This window comes from Pseudomonas sp. EL_65y_Pfl2_R96 (assembly GCF_963970905.1).
GTDB lineage: Bacteria > Pseudomonadota > Gammaproteobacteria > Pseudomonadales > Pseudomonadaceae > Aquipseudomonas.
In genome coordinates this window covers 1-20,176 of record NZ_CAXAQH010000029.1, presented here as the reverse complement: position 1 = coordinate 20,176, position 20,176 = coordinate 1, and the positions used below count along the sequence as shown (strand labels likewise).

General features: G+C 59.7%; 16 protein-coding genes and 1 pseudogene. 8 read left to right on the top strand and 9 right to left on the bottom strand.

The genetic code is table 11. From position 1 onward, the window contains the following. Positions 1–87 precede the first annotated feature (87 nt). Both ispA and AACY49_RS23585 read right to left on the bottom strand, forming a co-directional pair. Positions 88–975, bottom strand: a complete 888-nt coding sequence (gene ispA, locus AACY49_RS23590; protein WP_258698869.1) for a (2E,6E)-farnesyl diphosphate synthase — start codon at positions 973–975, stop codon at positions 88–90. Next, a complete protein-coding gene (locus tag AACY49_RS23585; protein WP_007894317.1) occupies positions 972–1,214 on the bottom strand; it encodes an exodeoxyribonuclease VII small subunit in 243 nt (80 codons plus the stop codon). The genes ispA and AACY49_RS23585 overlap by 4 nt, the downstream gene beginning before the upstream one ends. Before the next feature lie 480 nt (positions 1,215–1,694). On the opposite strand from AACY49_RS23585, the gene AACY49_RS23580 reads away from it, so the two are divergent. From AACY49_RS23580 to AACY49_RS23545, 8 genes and pseudogenes are all read left to right on the top strand, one after another. Further along, positions 1,695–2,486, top strand: a complete 792-nt coding sequence (locus tag AACY49_RS23580; RefSeq protein ID WP_339526770.1) for a YfaP family protein — start codon at positions 1,695–1,697, stop codon at positions 2,484–2,486. Positions 2,487–2,521: 35 nt separating this feature from the next. Continuing rightward, complete coding sequence (locus AACY49_RS23575; protein WP_339526768.1) at positions 2,522–4,246, top strand: DUF2138 domain-containing protein; 1,725 nt, start codon at positions 2,522–2,524, stop codon at positions 4,244–4,246. Beyond that, positions 4,231–4,881 (top strand): DUF1175 domain-containing protein, encoded by a 651-nt coding sequence (locus tag AACY49_RS23570; RefSeq protein ID WP_258698872.1) that lies wholly within the window; start codon positions 4,231–4,233, stop codon positions 4,879–4,881. The genes AACY49_RS23575 and AACY49_RS23570 overlap by 16 nt, the downstream gene beginning before the upstream one ends. Further along, positions 4,878–9,452, top strand: a complete 4,575-nt coding sequence (locus AACY49_RS23565; protein ID WP_339526831.1) for an alpha-2-macroglobulin family protein — start codon at positions 4,878–4,880, stop codon at positions 9,450–9,452. The genes AACY49_RS23570 and AACY49_RS23565 overlap by 4 nt, the downstream gene beginning before the upstream one ends. Before the next feature lies 1 nt (position 9,453). Further along, positions 9,454–11,073: a DUF2300 domain-containing protein gene (locus tag AACY49_RS23560; protein WP_339526765.1), complete on the top strand. Its 1,620-nt coding sequence runs from the start codon at positions 9,454–9,456 to the stop codon at positions 11,071–11,073. A gap of 3 nt (positions 11,074–11,076) precedes the next feature. Further along, entirely contained in the window at positions 11,077–11,892 is an 816-nt protein-coding gene (locus AACY49_RS23555; protein ID WP_258698874.1) for a YfaP family protein, read from the top strand. Positions 11,893–11,922: 30 nt separating this feature from the next. Continuing rightward, a pseudogene (locus tag AACY49_RS23550) lies at positions 11,923–12,078 on the top strand (DUF1016 N-terminal domain-containing protein); the annotation flags it as partial. 260 nt (positions 12,079–12,338) lie between these two features. Beyond that, positions 12,339–13,769 carry an aminotransferase-like domain-containing protein gene (locus tag AACY49_RS23545; RefSeq protein WP_339526763.1) on the top strand — a complete coding sequence of 477 codons (1,431 nt, stop codon included), beginning with the start codon at positions 12,339–12,341 and terminating at the stop codon, positions 13,767–13,769. A 34-nt stretch (positions 13,770–13,803) separates the two neighbouring features. Here AACY49_RS23545 and AACY49_RS23540 read toward each other — a convergent pair whose 3' ends face one another. The 7 genes from AACY49_RS23540 to AACY49_RS23510 form a co-directional block, all read right to left on the bottom strand. After that, positions 13,804–14,070 carry a hypothetical protein gene (locus AACY49_RS23540; RefSeq protein WP_339526762.1) on the bottom strand — a complete coding sequence of 89 codons (267 nt, stop codon included), beginning with the start codon at positions 14,068–14,070 and terminating at the stop codon, positions 13,804–13,806. Positions 14,071–14,187: 117 nt separating this feature from the next. Continuing rightward, the gene (locus AACY49_RS23535) at positions 14,188–14,970 is read right to left on the bottom strand and encodes a class I SAM-dependent methyltransferase (RefSeq protein WP_258698877.1); all 783 of its coding nucleotides are present in this window, start codon (positions 14,968–14,970) and stop codon (positions 14,188–14,190) included. A gap of 103 nt (positions 14,971–15,073) precedes the next feature. Then, positions 15,074–15,973, bottom strand: coding sequence for a DMT family transporter (locus AACY49_RS23530; protein WP_258698878.1), 900 nt, complete (start codon positions 15,971–15,973; stop codon positions 15,074–15,076). Between the two features lie 63 nt (positions 15,974–16,036). Further along, entirely contained in the window at positions 16,037–16,660 is a 624-nt protein-coding gene (locus AACY49_RS23525; RefSeq protein WP_258698879.1) for a 2OG-Fe(II) oxygenase, read from the bottom strand. A 3-nt stretch (positions 16,661–16,663) separates the two neighbouring features. Beyond that, on the bottom strand, positions 16,664–17,902 hold the full coding sequence (locus tag AACY49_RS23520) for a hypothetical protein (RefSeq protein ID WP_258698880.1): 1,239 nt from the start codon (positions 17,900–17,902) through the stop codon (positions 16,664–16,666). Next, on the bottom strand, positions 17,902–18,891 hold the full coding sequence (locus AACY49_RS23515; protein WP_258698881.1) for a hypothetical protein: 990 nt from the start codon (positions 18,889–18,891) through the stop codon (positions 17,902–17,904). The genes AACY49_RS23520 and AACY49_RS23515 overlap by 1 nt, the downstream gene beginning before the upstream one ends. Before the next feature lie 214 nt (positions 18,892–19,105). After that, entirely contained in the window at positions 19,106–19,846 is a 741-nt protein-coding gene (locus AACY49_RS23510; RefSeq protein WP_258698882.1) for an SDR family NAD(P)-dependent oxidoreductase, read from the bottom strand. Positions 19,847–20,176 lie beyond the last annotated feature (330 nt).

Below are 20,176 nucleotides of genomic sequence, written 5' to 3'. Positions count from 1 at the left end.
CGAATCGTTATAGGTATAAAAGATGCGGCAGTTTACCTGATGCATCGCCCCCTGCCCACGCGTTGGTCTTTTTTGGCGAGTACGCCGTCAGCTGCGGCGATCGACGATGTACCGGGCCAGATCGCGCAATGGCTCGGCCGCCGCGTCAAACGGTCGCAGCGCGTGCAGGGCTTGGTCGCGCAGTTCCAGGGCATAGACCTTGGCCGCGTCGAGGCCGAGCAGGGCCGGGTAGGTCGGCTTGTCCCGGGCGATGTCGGCACCCTGGCGTTTGCCGAGGGTTTCGGTGTCACTTTCGACGTCGAGAATGTCGTCCTGGACCTGAAATGCCAGACCGATGGCCTGTGCATAACTGTGCAGGGACTTCAGTTCGTCCTTCTCGGCATGACCGCTGGCCAGGGCGCCGAGTTTGACGCTGACCTCGATCAACGCACCGGTCTTGTGCCGATGCATGTATTCAAGGGCTTTTTGATCGAGCTTCAGGCCCACCGAGCCGAGGTCGATGGCTTGCCCGCCGACCATCCCCGCCGGACCTGCCGCCAACGCCAGAGCGCTGACCATCTGCAGACGGGTTTCAGCGTCCGAGCTGCTCAGGCGCGGGTCGAGCAGGGCGCTGAAGGCCAGGCTCTGCAAACCGTCGCCGGCGAGGATCGCACAGGCTTCGTCAAATTTCTTGTGGGTGGTTGGCTGGCCGCGACGCAAGTCGTCATCGTCCATGGCCGGCAGATCGTCGTGCACCAACGAATAGGCGTGGATCAGCTCAACCGCACAGGCTGCGCCGTTGGCTTGCTCGGCTTTGCCGCCCAGTGCTTCACACGCGGCGTAGGCCAGCAACGGACGCACGCGCTTGCCGCCATTCATCACGCTGTAGCGCATGGCTTCATAGAGGCGAGCGAGTTCAGGGCCTGGCGGGTTGAACAGGGTTTCCAGTGCAGCGTTGACGCGAGCCTGGCTGGTGGCCGAATACGCCGCAATCATTCTGGCTGATCCGCGTCGAAGGGTTCCTCGGCCAGCTCGCCATCACGCTCGAGCAGCACCTGAACCTTTTGCTCGGCCTGGGCCAGCGCCGCCTGGCAATCGCGGGTCAGACCAATGCCCTGCTCGAAAGCGGTCAGCGAGTCTTCCAGCGACAATTCGCCGTTCTCCAGACGCTCCACCAGCGTTTGCAGGTCAGCGAGGGATTGTTCGAAATCCAGTGCAGCTTTTTTGCGGGCCATGGCGGCTATTTCCGGTTGACGTTAAACCGGCGCGACACTAGCAGACATGGGGGGTATGGGCAAATGAGCGGGGTCGTTGGCGCAGCAGTTCCGGGGTGACAACACACCTTGTGGCGAGGGAGCTTGCTCCCGCTGGGACGCGAAGCGGCCCCAAAACCATACGCCGCGTTTCTTCAGGCACGCTACGCTGCATTCAGCGAATTGCGACTGCTTCGCAGTCGAGCGGGAGCAAGCTCCCTCGCCACAGAGATATGTCGTCTATAAAAGGTGATGGGGGTTATTCGGCTCACGCCCGACAATCACCGTGATTCCCACCGCAAATATAGATGTATCCGATTGTTAAAAAACCGCCGAATGGCTAATCTTCGCGCCTTCTACGACCCTATATTCAGGGTCTTTCTGACGAAACGCAGTTTTTTCGATCTGTAACGCGCCGAGGATCGGGCGCAGGGTTTCGTTATGCATGGCAGGAGGCGTCACATGCGTTGTGTTCTTTCACTGCTGATCACGCTGGTCTGTGCCCAGGTTGCGTGGGCCGAGCCCACGGCCGAGTTGTCGGAACCGGTGGGCGGCTGGCGCTATCACGGCCTGTTGGACCGCAGTGAAAATCCGCGAGTCGCCTATCCCACGCCGCCCATCGACCGGGGCGTGCAGCGCAATCGCACGATGATCGAAGGCCAGCTCAAGGCCCTCGGCACACTCCGTGGCCCCCATAGCCTGGCGGTCAACGGCAATCCCCTGAATTTGTACACCGACGACCAAGGGCGTTTTGCCCGGCCGTATGCGTTCGGCGCCGGCTCCAACAGCGTCGAAGTGCGCAGTTCCGAGGGCAAGTCGCTCAAACGCGTCCAATTCTATGAAGCCAACGACCAGCGCACTCCGGCGCGGATTCGCGTGGTGCTGGGCTGGGACGACCCCAAGGCCGAACTCGACCTGCACATCATTACGCCCGATGGCCAACATGCGTTCTGGGCTCGCCCGGCGATGAGCAACGGCGGCGGCCTGGACCCGGACGGGGTCGATGGCCCCGGCCCGGAAATGTTCACCATGACCGCGCCGATGCACGGCACCTACCTGGTTTACGTGAACTATTGGGGCAACTTCGGCAGTGGCGGCTATAACTTCGATGAGACCAGCAACCAGAACGAGGTGATCACCTCGCAAATCAATCTGGTGCTCAACGAAAACACCGTCGACGAAAAACGCGAGACCTTCATTGTGCCTTTGCGGGCGATCGGCGACCTGCTGCTGGTCAAGACTTTCAACTATTAAACATCCCGCACCACGGATGAATTGGGTTTGTGAACATGAGTGATAACACTATTCCACCAGCCGCTTCCCCGGCCGCCGACGCACCTGCTGCCAACACTTCCCGTCGCTGGCCGGCGCTGCTGGTCGGGCTGTGCCTGGTGGCTGGCGTGGCGGGCGGGTTAGGGTGGTTCCTGCACAAACCCAAGGCGCCGCCCGCTGAGTTGGCCAGTGACAAACTGGGCATGAGCCGGCCGGACGGTCTGCTCGAAACCCATTCCCTGAGCCAGCTGCCCAAGGATTTGCTGGCGGTGCCGTTTCTCAAGGAAACCCTGACCGAAGATTTCGTCTTCTATTACGAAGCTCACGCCGATCGCCTCGGTTTGATTGGTAGTCTGCGGCGGATCATTTACGAGCATGACCTGAAGTTGCAGGACAGCCTGATCGAGCAGCTGTTCGATCAACCGGCGGATGTGGCGCTGTGGCGCGGGGCGGATGGACGTCTCAAGGATTTCCTGTTGGTGATGGATCGCGGCGGGCTGGCCAAGGTACTGGAGCCGCTGGCGAAAGTGGCGCTGGATGATACGCAGCTGAGCAAACTGGCTGAAATCAAAGTCGCCGGCGATGTGGTGCCGCTTTATCAACTCACCTACAACAACAGCAAAGCGCTGCTGTTCGCCTCTCATGGCGACAAACTGGTGGTGCTGTCCAACCCGGCCAAGCTTTATGAAACCGGCCACGGTCCAGTCGACGACCCCGGCATGGTATCGACCGAATCGCTGGAAGCACTACTCGGCGGCCAGAAACTCTTCCCCGAAGCCTTCGGCCTGCCACCGCGCGCGCCCGAGGTAAAACAACGCCTCTCGGTCAATTCCAGCGTTCTGGCCATGGGCTACCAGCGCTTCATCCCGAACTTCGCCGGCCTGCGTTTCGACATGGACGACAAGGGCTGGCACAGCTTCCTGGCCATGGACGAACTGGAAAACCAGCCAGACTTCGACTTCAAACCGATCTGGCAAGCCATGCCGATGGGCGCCAGCGCCTGCGTGGCCTTGCCACTGGCCGCCGAACAACAGAAGCCGCTGCTGGTGAAACTCGGTGCCGAAGAGTCCGTGGCCCAGGCCCTGACTGAACACATGGCCGGTGCTGCCGGCCTGTGCTGGTATGCCGACTCGCGGTTGTACACGCCGCTGCTGGTGGCCAGCCTGAATGATGATGACAGCGCCAAACTCGACGGCGACCTGGGCAACCTGTTCGGCTCGATGGTGGGTGCTTACGAAGGCAACGTTGCCGATCACACCTTCCCGGTGGTCGAAAAACAGGAAGGCCAGACCCATCAGTGGCAGCGCCAGGTCAGCTCCAACTTCGGTCCCTATAAGGCCAAGGATGCCGAGCAGCCCGACGCGATCACCGGCAAAGCCTTTATGCGCGTAAGTCTCGCGCGCCACGGTTCGACCCTGCTGTTCTCCCTCGACGACAAACTGGTCGACAAAGCCCTCGGCACCCTCGACAAACGCTTCCCGCCGCTGGCTGACGTGCTGCCAAAAGACCTGTTGATGCCGATCTATTTCGGCCCGGATTCCATGGCGCAGTTGATGCAGCAGGAAACCCTCGACAGCCTGCCGCAGGACATGGAACCGGTGTTCTACAACGCCGCGCAAACCTACCTGATCCCGAAACTGCGCACCCTCGGCGGCTATGGCAAATATGCCCTGACCTTGCCCAAAGGCAGCGAGCCCGACGGCCACTGGCAGTGGCTGCCGCTGGAATGGAAAGCCTTGTGACCGCACTCATCCGAGGCCTCGGCCTGCTGGCGTTGTTGCTGGGGACTCGCACCTTTGCCAGCGAAGCCCCGGCGCTCGACCCGCAACAGTCCCAGGTATTCCGCGCCTGGTTCGTGCGCATCGCCCAGGAACAACTGACCCAAGGCCCGAGCCCGCGCTGGTATCAGCAGGACTGCGCCGGGCTGGTGCGGTTTGCCGCCAACGAAGCGCTGAAAGTCCATGACGACAAATGGCTGCGCAGCAATGGCCTGTCCAACCGCTACCTGCCGCCGGAACTGCAACTGAGCGACGCCCAACGCGGCCTCGCCCAGCAATGGCAGCAGGGCGGCGGCAAGGTCGGGCCCTATGTCAACGCGATCAAACTGATCCAGTTCAACAGCCACCTGGTTGGCCGTGATCTGGCCCAGGCCCGGCCCGGCGACTTGATGTTTTTCGATCAGGGCGACGACCAGCACCTGATGATCTGGATGGGCCGCTTCATCGCCTATCACACCGGCACCACTACCCCCACCGACAACGGCATGCGCTCCGCAAGCCTGCAACAACTCATGACATGGAAGGACACCCGATGGATACCCGACGCAGCCAACCCCAACTTCATCGGCGTCTATCGACTGAACTTTCTCTCCCAATGATCGGTGCCCGCATGCTGCGCATTTGCTCAAAACTGCCTCTTTTGCTTGCGTTGATTTTGCCTCTGTCGGCGGTCAACGCCGAAGACACCGTCGAGCCGAGCGGCTATACGCCGGTGGCCGGTGAAAGTTTCTTCCTGCTGGCCGACAGCAGTTTCGCCAGCGACGAGCAGGCGATGGTGCGCCTCGAAGCGCCGGGCCGCGATTACCGCCGGTTCCGCATGGAGCCTTACGGCGGCGCGGACATTCGTGTGTACCGCATCGATAAACCGCTGGATTTCCTCAAGCGCCAGAAGAACCTGCACCGCGTGGTCAGCGACGGCCAGTTCAAGGGCGAAGGCCTTTCGAACACCCTCGCGTACCTGTGGGACAACTGGTACCGCAAATCCCGTCGGGTGATGCAGCGGGCGTTTTCCTACGAGTCACGTAAACAAGTCACCGAGGAAGTACCGGAGCTGAAGATGGGCACCGCCATCGCCGCGCCAACGCCGTACGACGCTCAGCCGCAGTTCGCGTTGATTCCGGGCCTGCCAGTGGTCAGCCAATTCCGTTATCCGCTGTGGCAAGCCAAACCGATCCAGCCGCCTGAAGGCGTGAACCTGGCCGGTTCTTCCAGCGAGTTCGTCAGTGTCTCGCCGGGCAACGTGTACATCCCGTTGGGCAACCTGAAACCGGGGCTGTATCTGGTGGAAGCGCTGATCGGCAAGTACCGCGCGACCACCATGGTCTTCGTCTCCAACACCGTGGCCGTGAGCAAGATTGCTGGCGATGAATTGCTGGTGTGGGCCGCGCGCAAACACGAAGGCAGTTCGGTGCCCAAGGTCAATGTGCTGTGGACCGACGGCCTGGGCGTGATGAGCAGCGGCGCTACTGACGCCGACGGATTACTGCGTCTGAAACACGTCAGCCCCGAGCGTTCGTTCGTGATCGGCGAGGACGAAGAGGGCGGGGTGTTCGTCTCCGAGAACTTCTATTACGACAGCGAAATCTACGACACCAAACTTTATGCGTTCACCGACCGGCCGCTGTATCGGCCGGGGGATTGGGTGTCGCTGAAAATCGTCGGCCGCGAGTTCAAGAATGCGCGGGATTCCGTGGCACCGACCGCTGCCGACGTCAATGTGACCGTGCTCGATGCCACCGGCACCGCTCTGCAATCGTTGGCGCTGAAGCTCGATTCCAAGGCTGGCACTCAGGGCCGTTTCCAGTTGCCGGACAACGCGGTGGCGGGTGGCTATGAGCTGCGTTTCAACTACAAGGATCAGGCCTACAGCAGTGCCTTCCGTGTCGCTGAATACATCAAGCCGCACTTCGAAATTTCCCTGAACCTGGCCAAGCAGGATTACCGCACCGGCGAACCGGTGAAGGGCAGTCTGGTGTTGTTGTACCCGGACGGCAAACCGGTGGCCAACGCCAAGGTAAGCCTGAGCCTGCGCGCCCAACAATTGTCGATGGTCGATAACGAACTGCAGTACCTCGGGCAATTCCCGGTGGAGCTGACCAGTGCCGAATTGACTACCGACGCCAAGGGCAACGCAAGCCTCGATCTGCCCGCCGCCGAGAAACCGAGCCGCTACATGCTCACCGTGTTCGCCAGCGATGGCGCGGCGTATCGGGTCAAGACCACCAAGGAAATCCTCATCGATCGCGGCGCCGCCAGTTTCCGCTTGAGCGCGCCGCAGCGGTTCAGCGCGGTGGGCGGCAAGGTTGCATTCAGCTACGTCAATGAAGGTGGCAGCGAGCAGAGCAAAGCGGTCAACCCGAGCAGCTACAGCTGGGTGCGACTCGAAGATCAAACCACTGGCGAAGGTAAACTCGCCGCCAAAGATAAAGGCTTCACCCTGGCCTTTGACCGTCCGGGCACTTACAACCTGACGCTGAAAGATGACCATGGCCGCGTACTTGGCGCGACCGGTCATTCGGTCACTGGCGACGGCGTCAAAGCCGTGCCCGGCACCGTGGAAATCGTCCTCGACAAACCTGAGTACAAGGCCGGCGACGAAGCCCTCGCGTTGATCACGTTCCCCGAGCCGGTCAGCGATGCGTTGCTGTCGCTCGAGCGCGACAAGGTCGAGGCCACGGCGCTGTTGTCCAAGGGCAGCGACTGGCTGAAGATGGAAAAACTCAGCGACACCCAATACCGCGCGCGTATCCCGGTGAAGGACAACTACGCGCCGAACCTGACCTTCTCCGTGCTCTACACCAAGGGTGGCCAATACAGCTTCCAGAACGCCGGCATCAAGGTGATCGCGCCGCAGATCGACGTGGCCATCGCCACCGATAAAGAGGCGTATCAACCCGGCGATACTGTGTCCGTGGACCTCACCACTCAATTCGCCGGCAAGCCGATTCCGGCGCACCTGACGGTCAGCGTGGTCGACGAAATGATCTACGCGTTGCAACCGGAAGTCGCGCCGACCATCGACCAGTTCTTCTACCACCCGCGCCGCAACAACGTGCGCACTAGCGCCAGTTTGTCGTTTATCAGCTACGACGTGGCACTGCCGGGCAGCCCGGGCGCACCGGGCAAAGCCAACCGCAGCGAGCGTGGGGTGAAAGTGCTGGAGCGGCCGCGTCGTGAAGACGTCGACACCGCCGCGTGGCAGCCGGAATTGATCACCGACGCCAACGGCAAAACCCGTTTCACCTTCAAGATGCCGGACTCCTTGACCCGCTGGCGCATCACTGCCCGCGCCATCGCCGATGACGGCCAGGTCGGGCAGAAGAAGCAATTCGTGCGCTCGGAGAAACCGCTGTACCTGAAGTGGAGCGGCCCGACCAAATTCCGCAATGGCGACAAACCGGATCTCGGTGTGTTCGCTTTCAGTCAGGCCGAGAAACCGGTCAAGGCTGAGCTGGTGATTCATTACGCGGGTGCCGAGCAACGTGTGCCGGTCACCCTGAACAACGGCGTCAACTACATCGCATTGCCGGCGTTCGCATTGACCAATGGCGAGTGGACCGCCGAGCTGGTGCAGGACGGCAAAACCGCTGACGCCTTGGCCGTGCGCCTGACCGCGACCGGTGAAGGTTGGCAGGTGACCCAAAGCCAAAGCCTGGATGTGGCCAGCGGTGATACGCCACTGACCTTGCCGGCGGACGCCAGCGACATCCGCCTGCGTCTGGATGACAGCCCGCAAGCGGTGTTCCGCTCGGCCCTCGATGATCTGCTGAGCTATCCGTACGGCGGCGTCGAACAAACCGCCAGTCGTTTGCTGCCGTTGAGCATCGCTTATCCAACGCTGTCGTCGAATCCACAGATCCGCGACCGCTTGCGTTTGATCATGCAGAACAGCCGCCTGCGGCTGGTGCAAATGGCCGGCCCGTCGGCGAGCTTCACCTGGTGGGGCTATGACGGTGAGCCGGATGCGTTCCTCACCGCTTACGCCTATTACGCCGACTGGCACGCCAGCAAGGCGCTGGAACTGAGCCTGCCGCCGGAGCACTGGCAGCGGGTGCTGGAGGTGTACGCGAAACAGGCGCAGAACACGCCGCTGTTGCAGCGGGCGTTGATTCTGTCGTTTGCCAAACAGATGCAATTGCCGGTGAACACGTTGCTCAGCGGTTTGATCGACGACTTGGTGAAAGCCGGCGAAGGCAATGCGGCGAGCGTCATGGACGATGGCGCAGAGAGCCTGGTCATGAACGATCCGGATTCGGCATTGGGTCTGGCCAGTGCTCGGGTGCTGACCGCGTCTTTGGCGCGTCAGGCCAAAGTCAATCTGCCCCCGGCGTTCAGCCGTCAAGTGGATGCTGCGCAACAGCAAGTGGCTGCCAGCGCTCAACCGTTTGCCGAGGCCTTGAACCTGTCGCTGCAAGCTTTCGATCAAGCGCATGCACAAGCGTTGTTGCAACGCCTGTTGCCACAGCAATCGACCCTGGAGCGCGCCTTGGCGCTGACTTGGTTGCAACGCAGTATCGAGCAAGCCTCTCCGACCATCGCACTGGCACCGGGGGAAGGCTGGAAGAAACGCTACGGTGATACCGGTGAGATGTATTGGACGTGGCAGGGCGCTACGCCGGTGCCGGCGGTGTTGTCGCTGACCGGGACGCAAGAACGCCCGCTGCGTGCCGCGCTGAGCTACCAGACCAAACAACCGGCAATCGATCCGATGGCCGTGACCATCACCCGTCGCCTGTCGCGTCTGGTGCCGGGTGATGAAGCGTTCGAGTTCAAACTCGAAGCGGTCGGCACCAAGCCGTTGTCCAGCGACAGCCTGTACCTGGACGAAGTGATCATCACCAGTAAAGCGGCGAAACCGCTGCGCTACGGCATGCTCGAAGTGCCGCTGCCACCGGGTGCGGACGTCGAGCGCACCACGTGGGGCATCAAGCTGATGGGCAAGGCCGGCACCGAGCCGACCGCGTTGGAGAAGGCCCGTTTCGAACCGGGGCAAATGGCGTATGCGGTGCCAGTGGATGCGCTGAGCGGTGAGTTGCGCCTGCGTCATCTGGTGCGCTTCTCGCAAAAAGGCCAGTTCAGCCTGCCACCGGTGCGCTTCACGCAGGTCTACGCGCCACAGCATCAGGCTCAGGAACAGAAGCCGGCATTCGGTCAGGTCACGGTCAACTGACATGACCCGGTGTCTGGTCTGGTGGCTGCTGTGCTTGATCCCTGCGCTGGCGACAGCGCAGGACGAGCCGTTGCACCTGGGCTTCAAGGGTGAACTGCTTGCGTTGAGCCGGACTCAGATGATCTCGCGTGAGCCATTGCCTGCCGATTTGCAGACGCCGCTGGGCAGCTTGTGGAAGTTGTTTGTCTACGGCTGGCTGGTGGACACCGGCGCGCGTGAACCGGCTTATGAGTGTCGCGGGCAGTCGAAGGAAGAAATTTATTGCTGCACGGCGGGTGGCACGATCGGTCGCGATCAGGCGTTGGTGAAGTCCTGCGGGTTGTACTTCGAGCCCGCGCGGTTGGGCATTTCCGGCACTGAGTGGCGCGAGTATTGGCAGACGAGACAAGCGCCAACGTGGTTGCTGGACTTGCCGTCGTTGCAACCGCAGACCCGGGTTTCGGTGGCTGAGTTGTTGAAGGTCTTGGCCGTGATGCCGGCGCAGGATCGAGCGCGGCGGGTATTGCTCGATGTGGTGCTCAATGCCGCTGACGGCAATGTCGTGGGTGAGCTTGGCGGTCGGTTGCGGGTGAAAACCTGGAGCTGGCTGGGGGATCAGGATCCTTCGTCGCGCCAGGGCGGATTCGCGGGCTGGACGGCGGACGGCACGCCGGTCTGGGCCGGTGGGCGTGGCACCAGCCAGATGGTTTTGCGCAATTATGGTCAGGCGCTGGCGACGGTGTTGCCCTCGTCATGGCCAGCAGAAGCGGGGAAGTGTGTCGAGGTCGGCCTGTTCGCGCGTTATCCGCTGAAACGCGTGCTGTCGGGGGGGCGCGTGTTAGCGCCTGGCCCCCTGCAGGGCGACTACCGCGTCGAATTCGCCAACGGCAACCAACTCGATATCCACAGCGACGGCGAGTTGTTCTTGCTCAAGGACAAGCTCGTCGCCCGCCTGGACCGCGAAGAGTACGTCGCCCGTGTCCTGCAGCGCGAAGCCAGACCCGAGCCCGTTGAAGCAGCCAAAGCCCTGAGCGTCGCGATCCGCACCTACCTGCTGCAAAACGCTACCCGTAACGGCGACTGCCTGAGCATCGACGACAGCAGCAGCCGGCAGCGCGTCGCCCCACGTCCGGCCGCCACCGAATCGCGCAACATCGCCGCGTGGACCAGCGACCTGGTTCTCGCCGGCAGCACCGTTACCTATCACTCCGACCAACCCGGGCCGGACAAACTCTCCTGGCAGCAAGCCGTCGAACAGGCCAACGCCGGTCAACGCTACGACGCCATCCTGCTGCACGCCTACCCGCGTGCAAGCCTCAGCCGCTGGGACAGCCCGGTCGCTTCCTGCGAAGCGCTGCCCGCCGCGCAAGACTGGTTGCAAAACCAACGCCGCGGCTGGCGCCAACGCCTCGAAAGTGAGGTCGGTTACAACGAAGTCAGCACCTTCGCCGTTTGCCGCCTGGCCTTCGGTCGTCCCTTCGTGGACCGCGAACGCCAGCGCATCTATGTGCGTGGCGTGCTGACGCTGCAAGACCGCCTCGACTTGACCCACGAATACCTGCACCTGGCCTTTGAAGCACATCCCAATGGCCAGGATGAAACCTACATCGAAGGGCTCGCCCGCCACCTCTTGCTGGAATAGGCCATGAAACTCCGTTATCCACAGGTCTTCCTGTTCCTTTGTTCGTTTTGCGTATGGCCGACGACATTCGCCGCCGATAGCGCGGTCAAACTCGACACCCCCGTCGGCGGCTGGCGCACGGGCGCCCCCGAAGGCGAAGGTGAAAACTTTCGTCAGACGGTCAATTACCCGGCTTCGTCGGTGAACACACCGGTGGGGCAGGCCAATACCGCTCGCATTACCGGCCAAATCCAATCCACACCCAAGGGTAATGAGCCCGGTAAGCTGATCGTCAACGGCGTCAGCATGCCACTGAAAATTGACCCCGCGGGCCGCTACGACCGCCCGTTCTCATTCCCCAACGGCAGCAACAGCGTTGAAGTCCGCAGTCCCGATGGCCAACAGCGGCATCGCACTCAGTTCCTGAACGCCAGTGGCGGTGCCACTCCGGCGAAGTTGCGAGTACTGCTTTCCTGGGACAGCGACGGCACTGATCTGGACTTGCACCTCATCACCCCCGATGGCGCACACATCTGGTACGGCGATCGTGTCGCGCCCAATGGTGCGGCGCTGGATGTGGACGTCACCACCGGCTACGGCCCGGAAATCTTCGCCATGCCGGCGCCGATCAAGGGGCAATACCTGGTGTACGTGAACTACTACGGTGGCGGGTATCGCGGCGATGAAGAGGGGCAGGAAGAGGCTGTTCAGCCGCTGACCACCGCGCAAGTGACGGTGATTACGCAAGAGGGGACGCCGAACGAGAAGATGGAGACGTTCCTGGTGCCGATGCGGGCGGTGGGGGAGTTGACGTTGGTTAAGGGGTTTAGTTATCCGTGATCGGGCAATTGTGACAGCGGTGCTGACACTATTGAATTGGGCAGCAGTCTGCTGCCCAATGGCGTAAACCACCGACCGAACCTCTTTCGTATGCGCCAGTTTTACGAGGTGTACAGGCACCATGCAAAAGTCTCAGCACTGCTGCGACAATTACCCTGGACCCAAAACCTGATCATTCTCAACCAATACCTCGGCAAACTGGACTTCTACCTCGAGCCTTTGGATCGCAATGTCCGCAAACCCCATGAAAACCCATTCTCGTCCCTGAGTTTTTTACTCGATGGAATAGGCAAGGCATTTTTCGAGCACTGGCGTAAACTTTGCTTACAAAGTATCCAGGATACTGCCTCGCACGCGAGTGTTGGCGATGGCTTGTTGATTACCGGCCTGCTCTTTGCCAAGCATCAGGAAGGCCATGATGGCGGTGGTTTCATTAAGGGAATGAGATGTTTGAGATAGATCGCAGCAGCAAGACACTGTTGGTGGACCAGATCCGAAGCGCGATTATTGCCCGCATCGAGTCTTTCCAATGGGTTCAAGGCAGTCGGTTGCCTTCGGTCAGGGCTCTGTCCAAACAACTGGGCGTCAGTAACTTTACGGTGAGCAGCGCTTACGAGGACCTCGTGGCGCAGCACATCATTGAGTCCCGACCCGGGGCCGGTTACTTTATTCTCGCGGCCAATCCATCGGGATCCCTCAAGGATCTGGACGAGTTGATCCCACCGTCCAGCCTGCATGCGGGGTTTCTGTACCGCGCGCTGGACCCTTCCCAATACGATATCCCCGTCAGTTCAGGTTACTTTCCTCCGTCCTGGCTGGCTGACGCTGTGCCTGTTTCTGTTACCGGACGGTTGATTCGTAACACGCTGTCTTGCAGCGTCCCTGCGCCCGCCGCGGGGAGCCAGCAGTTGCGCTCGGTAATTGCACGCAAGTTGCGAGAGATTCAAATCGATGCCTCCAGCAACCAGGTTGTGGTGACGGTGGGGGCTACCCATGCGTTCTCGCTGATTCGTAACGCCATGCTCAAGCCCGGTGATTACCTGTTGGTCGAGGACCCGAGCTACTTGTTGCTGCAGTTGAAGCTGATCAAGGGGCGGGATTTCAACATCATCACCGTGCCACGAATGGGGGATGGTCCGGACCTGGAGGCCATGGAGGCCATGCTGATCAAGTACCGGCCAAAACTGTTTCTGACCCAGACCCTGATCCACAACCCTACTGGCGGCAATACCTCCCCGGCCAAGGGGTTCAAGATTCTTTCGCTGGCCGAGAAGTATGACTTTCATATTGTTGAAGACGATATTTTCGGCTCGTTGTCTGCCAGGCAAACACTTCGGCTGGCCAGCCTGGATGGTTTGAATCGCACCTTTTACATCAGCGGTTTCAGCAAGGTGCTCAGTCCTGCCCTGCGCCTTGGGTATGTGGCGGCACCCCCCGCTTTTGTCGAGCGTCTGGTGGAGCAGAAGATGTACAACCTGTTGTGCGGCTCATCCCTGGACGAAACCATCGTGACCTACACCCTGGAGTCCGGGCGCTATCAACACCATCTGGATGGCCTGCGCCAGCGAGTGATGCAGGAGCGTGCCCGGGCGCGGGAGTGGCTGGGCAAGGTGGGCGTGGTGTTTGATGAACCCAGCATGGATGGTTTGTTTCTGTGGGGGCGTTTCCCCGCGCACGTGGATATTCGTCGTCTGATTGAACAGGCCCATGACGCCCGCATCTTTCTGGCACCAGGGTCGTTGTTCAGCAACACCCGCGATTACGATCAGTATATTCGCCTGAACGTCAGCCACTGCAATGACATCCAGTTCAAGCGTTTCATCGATTCTCAGACCGGCAGCGAAACAGCCCAACGAGTCACCGAACACAGCATTTGAAACCTGGCCCCGGGTTAGCCTGATGCTCGTCGATCTAGCTGTCCGGCGACGTGTTACGGCTGCCCAGGTTTTGCTGCCAGCTTTTGAAGTACTCCACCAGGGTGGCCACTTCCCCCAGGTCTTCATAGGAGTAGATGACGCCGTTGAGGATCTGGACTTCATCATTGTCGTGCAGTGTTTGAATGAGCGAATCCTCAACGATTTCCGAGCCGTTGACGGCCAGGCTGATGTCATCGATCCAGTACAGCGGTTTGCCCTCCTGGTTCGACCACACTTGGGCGTCGGTGTAAAAAGATTTCAACGCTAATCCATTGGTTTTCATAGACATATCGTTAATTCCAATTAGACGGCAAGCCTCGCGCCGGTTGTCTGCTGATTGATCCAATGTGTCGCTTTTTGTCAGCCAGGTTCTGTGGGGCTATGCCTTTTTTTCAGCTCTGAAACGCAGGCATGTGTAGTCCACCGTCCATCGGCCGTCGGAGTCCAGCAGGTCATTGACCAGTTCCTCCGTCACTTCCTCCAGAAAACCCGCGCGGGCTTCAAGCGGCAGCGCCGCCAGGTAAGGAGTGCCAAAGGTTTGTATCCATTCGGCAATGGGGTAATCCAACACCACCGGTCGTTCGAACCAACTGATGAAGCTGACGTGAAACCCCGCGTTCTCCAGCACCTGTTGGTATTCACCGGCGGTGGGCAAGTACCAGGGGTCAATGTCCTGTGCGTCGACGGATCTGCGCTCCAGGGCGCCGTGAATCGCCCGTCGGATCAGCAGCGCATTCTCGGCTCCGGCAAATTCTCCGATGAAACGCCCACCGGGCTTGAGGGCCATAAAGGCCCCATAGGCGACTTGATCGGCACGTCGCATCCAGTGTATGGCGGCGTTGCTGAACACCGCGTCGAACTCCTGGTGAAAGAACAGTTCCTCGGCATTACCCAGCCTCACATCCAGGCCGCGAGAGCGTGCGGCTTCCACCAGTTCCGGGCTGTAGTCGAAACCCACCACTTCAGCGCCTTGACGAGCCAGTTGCTCACTCAGATAGCCGTCACCACAACCGATATCCAGGACTCGGTCGCCGGCCTTGAGGGCCAGCAGTTCCACCGCGCCATTGGCGAGGTGGGCGACGAAATGGGCGTTGTTTTCATACTGCGAGGCGTCCCATTGTTGCAGTTCAGAGGTGGGGCGAAAAAAGCTCGAAGAAGTCATGGGCGGATTTCCGTCTGGGTGTGGAGAGGGTGAACAGCCAGGCTGAAACCCCCTCGAGGAACACGTGGATGGAGCGCGCTGGTTGACCCGCGCGCGATCCTGTTCAGATGCGCTTGGACAGCCAGACCAGCACGATGACGATGGCGCAGACGGCCGGGGTCAGCCAGTTCCACGACTCGCCCATCAGGAAGATCGAAAAAGCAAATGTGAAGAACGGTTGCAGCAACTGCAGCTGGCTGATGCGCTGGATGCCACCCAGGGCCAGGGCACGGTTCCATGAGAAGAAACCCAGCAGCGAGTTGATCAGGGCCAGAAACAGCAGGGCGGCGACCCCTTGTCCCGGCAGGTTGGCAATGGTTTGGCTGTCATAGAGCCAGAGGCTGACCGGGAGCAGCACAGGCAGGCTGATGACCAGAGTCCAGCACATGACCTGCCAGCCCGGCAGTTCCTTGGACAGTGCACCGCCCTGGGCGTAGCCAAAACCGGCCAGCAGCACGGCGCCCAGCAGTGCCAGATCGCCGATGTAGATGTCGGAGACATTCGACTTGATGACGGTGTAGGCCATCACGACCAGGAAGCCCAGGCTTGAAACCGCCCAGAACATTTTGGATGGGCGAGTGCCTGTAATGAGCGTACCGAAAATCGCTGTGGACAGCGGCAGTGCAGCGAGTACCACGCCGCCATGGCTGACCGGAACGTATTGCATGCCCAGCGCGGTGAGGATCGGAAAGCCGTAAACGATCCCGGTGGACGTCAGCAACATTCGCTTGATTTGCGAACGATTGGGAATCTTTGCCCGGCCGATAAGCAAGAAAGGAATTGCCGCAAACGCAGCCAACACTGACCGGAAGAACCCGACTTGCAGGGCACTCAGGTCGCCAGCGAGCATTTTTGCCGCCGGTAAGGTCATGGCAAAGGCCGCGACCGAAATGAGTCCCAGGAAATAGGCCTGCAGGTCTTGATTCTTTGTTTCTTGAAAGCTGGCTACGTTGGTTTGCGTCATGAGACGTTTCCTTCTGGTTTCGCCGGTTGAGCGTCCGCCTTGGGGGGCGGACGCACACTCCGATCAGATCTGTTTATTGTTGAGGTTGGGTTTGTCCAACGGGCTGGTGCTCAGGAAAAACACCAAGGAGGAGCGTGTGCCGCTCTCTACCTTGCGTACGCCGTGGGGAATCTCGCAGCGGTTGATCAGCACGTCGGCGTAGTCTGTTTTAAATTGCGATTCGCGGCCTTCATGCTCGATGAAAAACTCGCCGCCTTCGTATTGCTTGCCGAACTGGATCACCACGGAGTAGCGATATTCCAGGTTGCTGTAGGTATCGATGTGCTTGCCGATGAAGTTGCCGGCTTCCAGCAGATTGGACTGGCAGCGACGGATAAAACACTCGGCTTCCATGATGCCGTTGAAGAACTCACGGCTTTTTCCCGAAGAGAGGATCTCCACCACACGTTTGCCGTAAGGATCATTGCGATACACGGGTAACTGGCCTTTTTGATCCTCCATGAAGCGTCCCACCGCGAGAAAGTTTTCTTCGCCTACATCGCCGATTTCGATGATGGTTTTGGGGATGACCTGGCACGCCGCTTCCATGTACTCCAGCTCTTCTTGAGAAAACAGCTGTGAGGCCTTGAGGGAGGCGTAGGCGTTGTTCTGCAGTTCGTGGTTAGCAGCTTGGATCGTCTCTTGCATTGCTCAGACTCCTTGAGAGGTGGACGTTGGGTACAGGCTGTTTGGGTTATTGAGAGAAGCAGGTTTCCGAGGGGTAAACGGCTCGACCACCCCTCGGCACAAATGGTCGCGAATCAGGTACAGGCCCGCCATGAACCCCCAGACTTCGAGGAACGGGCCATAAGGAGAAGGCTGTTGCTCGACGCTGGCGCGATAATTGGCGATATGCCGGTAATGGACGTTGGGGCGGCGGTGGTGCGCGTCGTGGTTGGGCAAGTCTTGCGGGTACACATACAAGCGCACCGGCAGATCGTAGAGCGCACACTTCAGCACCCAGGCGGCATGGGCGATGACCCCGCCTTCTGGAGGTGTGCGGCCCTGGAAACGACCCCAGGTCAGCCGGCCATAGTGGCTTTTCTCGCTGCTCCCGGCGTCCCGGTGGTAGAACCACAGGTGCTCGGTAAACAATTGCAGCCACATGGAGTGCTCAAACAGCACGGCGCGCGGGATCACGTACATCAAGCCAAAGGCTTGCAACCCGCCTGTCGCCCACAGCAGCGTGAGCAATACGCCCCAGAAACCCCAGCGAAACAGTGCTTCACGACGTTCAAGACGAACAAAGCTGTCGAGCAACGTCCCGCGCCATTGGCGCATCAGGTAAACGGGGCGAAAGGGCGTGCAGCAGACCCTCCACCAGTAGACCGGTTCAGGCATCCCCGGGTAGAAACCTTGCTCACGGATGAAACGCTGGTCGGGGTCCGTGTCAGAGCACAACACGTGGATATTGTGGTGTTCGCGTACATGGCTCTGGTTATAGGTGTCCCAGTCCTGGTACAGCAGCGGCGTGGTCAGAAATAGCCTGGCATAGCGCTGTGCGCGGGCCTTGTCCTTGAGCACTGCGCCATGGGTCAAGTAGTGGAAGGTGGCTTGCATGCTACGCAACCGGTTAACCATCAGGACCCAGCCCACCAGCACCAGCAACACCGCCATACCCGTGGAGAAGGCACCCTCCAGAACGGCCTGGCCGAGCAGCACCAGGGCGATCATCACCAACCAGGTGAACAGCAAATGAGCCACCAGAAAGCGCTCACCGCTCTCATTCATTGCGCTCTTTAACGCCTCGGGTGTGAGTGGCTGACCCTTGCCGGTCAGCCAGGTCCAGAAACCCTGGAAGGGCAGATGGGCATAGCTGGCACGGACATCGCCCTGTGGCCCGTACTGACAGTAGTGAGTGCATTGACCTGCACTTTCACGGGCGCTCATCAGTAAACCCTGGTCAGATAAAGGACAGGAATGGTGCTGTACAGCCAATAGAAGGGTTGCATGCGATTGTGATCCGCACCGATAACAATCGGGTTGGTCCACTGCTGGGCAAACACCTTGCCGATGGCCGCATACTCCGCACCCTGGGCATACAGGATCTGCATCAGCTCTTCGTTGCTGCGCTGCTGGTGCCAGGCCTGATAGAGCGGCAGTCGTGCACTGAAGATGGAGGCATAGTCGAGATCATCCTCGACGATGCAGCCGTTATCCTGATGTGCCAGGCGCTGTTGGGCTTCTGCCGTCAGTGCATGCCAGCAGTCCTCGCCACCGGCGGCTTCGGCGATCATGATCGACTCGGCGCCAGGACCGAGAACGTCGAGGATCTTCTGCTGGCTGATACGCAGTTTGTGAGCGAAGCCTTCGCGTGTTTCCTTGAGGCGGTTCAGGGTACTGGCGTCAAACCCTTCAAAATCCCCGGCCGCCACGGCGATCCGTGCATCGATGCCGTGCTTTTGCAGCACTGCTTGCAGGTCAGGCAGGGTCTTGACCACACGTCCGGCCACCAGCCCGATGCCTTCGCCCAAGTGCTCGAAGGTATAGCGCAGGCGGCCATTCTTGTTTTCGTAGCCATAATCAGGGCACACCGGGGAGACCAGGGTAATGGTTTCACCGGCCAGTCCCTTGGCCAGAGCCTGGGCAAAACGCGCGACGAAGTGGGGCGCTGATTGGGCAAATGACAAACGCTCAAAGGCCTGCTCAAGATCCACCACCAACTCGTCCGGCAGTTCTCGCATGGCGGGGTATCGCACTTTCAAGGCCGGGGTCGTGGCGGTGTTGTCGTTGATGGCGCACAGCAACAAGTTCAATAACGAAGGTCGGCTTTGGTTGATGTATGGCTTGTCCAGAATCAAGGTTTTCTTGCCCTGAGTGGAGCGAACCTGCCATTGAAAACCGGGGAATTTAGACTGAATGAAACGATAAAACGGCATGTAACGAGGAAGCCCCGTCTGGCCATCGTCCGAGTGTTGGAACTGGGCATAAACAGCTGACAACTTTGACACTTCACTTTCAATGCAAAGTGCCTGTACCAAGTCAGCCGGAGGCTGCTGGGAAAGTGAAATAGGTGACAGCACGCGCTTGCTGATCAACTTATGGGTGAGTTTGTTTCTGACATAGTAGTGGGCGAGAGATTGGCTCATGGGATCACCGGTATGAAAGTTCCTGATCAGCAGGCATTAGTTCAATAAGATTAATATTGACGTGGGTGGGCTGATGCAGGGCCCAGAGGATCGAGTTGGCAACATCCATCGGCTCAAGCGGCGTCAGGGTGCTGTACACCCGGTCGGCTCTGGCTTGATCGCCAGCAAATTGAACCAAGGCGAATTCTGAGCGGGTTTTACCAGGTGCGATGTTGGTCAGCCGGACCCGAGCGCCCACCAGTTCGGTGCGCAGGCATTGTCCGAAGTGGTCGACAAAGGCCTTGGATGCCGCATAGACATGGCCGCCGGCGTAGTGATAATGAGCGCCAATCGAGGTCAGGTTGATAATGTGCCCGCGTCCACTTTCTATCAGCTTGGGTAATACCGCCCGAGTGACATTGATCAAACCGTGAACATTGGTCTCCAGCATGGTGGATATTTGAGCATCCGAGACTTCCAGTAACGTCCCTTGTCCCTGAAGTAAGCCGGCGCTATTGATGAGTTTGCTGATGGCGGCAAATGCATCGGGGAGTTGTTTCAGTTGTGTGTTGAGTGCGTCGATGTCACGCACATCACAGCTGAGGGGATAAAAACGTTCACCCAGTTCGTCGGCCAGTGCATTGAGGCGCTCGGTTCTGCGCCCGATCCCAACTACCTTGTTTCCCTGTTCTATCAACTTTCTGGCGCAGGCCAGACCAATGCCTGATGTCACTCCGGTGACAACCACTGTTTCATCAGTGTTCAATTGAAGCTCCTTTTTTATTGCATTTTTATCGGTACTTGGCGAACTGAGGCGTGGGTGCCTGATGACGAACTGCAGATTAGGGAGCTTGGCGAGGGAAGTACCGGTACGGCGACGGGCATGGGCAACGAACTGTATCGTTGCGCGACCATGACAGTTGGAGGGCCGTTTGTTTCGATAGCGCGCGGGTGTGCGTGCGCGCACAGTGTAGTGGTCAACTAATTCCGGACACCTCGATAGGAGGTTTAGACGCCATTGCCCGTTCGTAAACGGTCGGTGGCAGATATCCCAGTTTCGAGTGCAGCCGCTCGTTGTTGTAAAACCCAACGATGT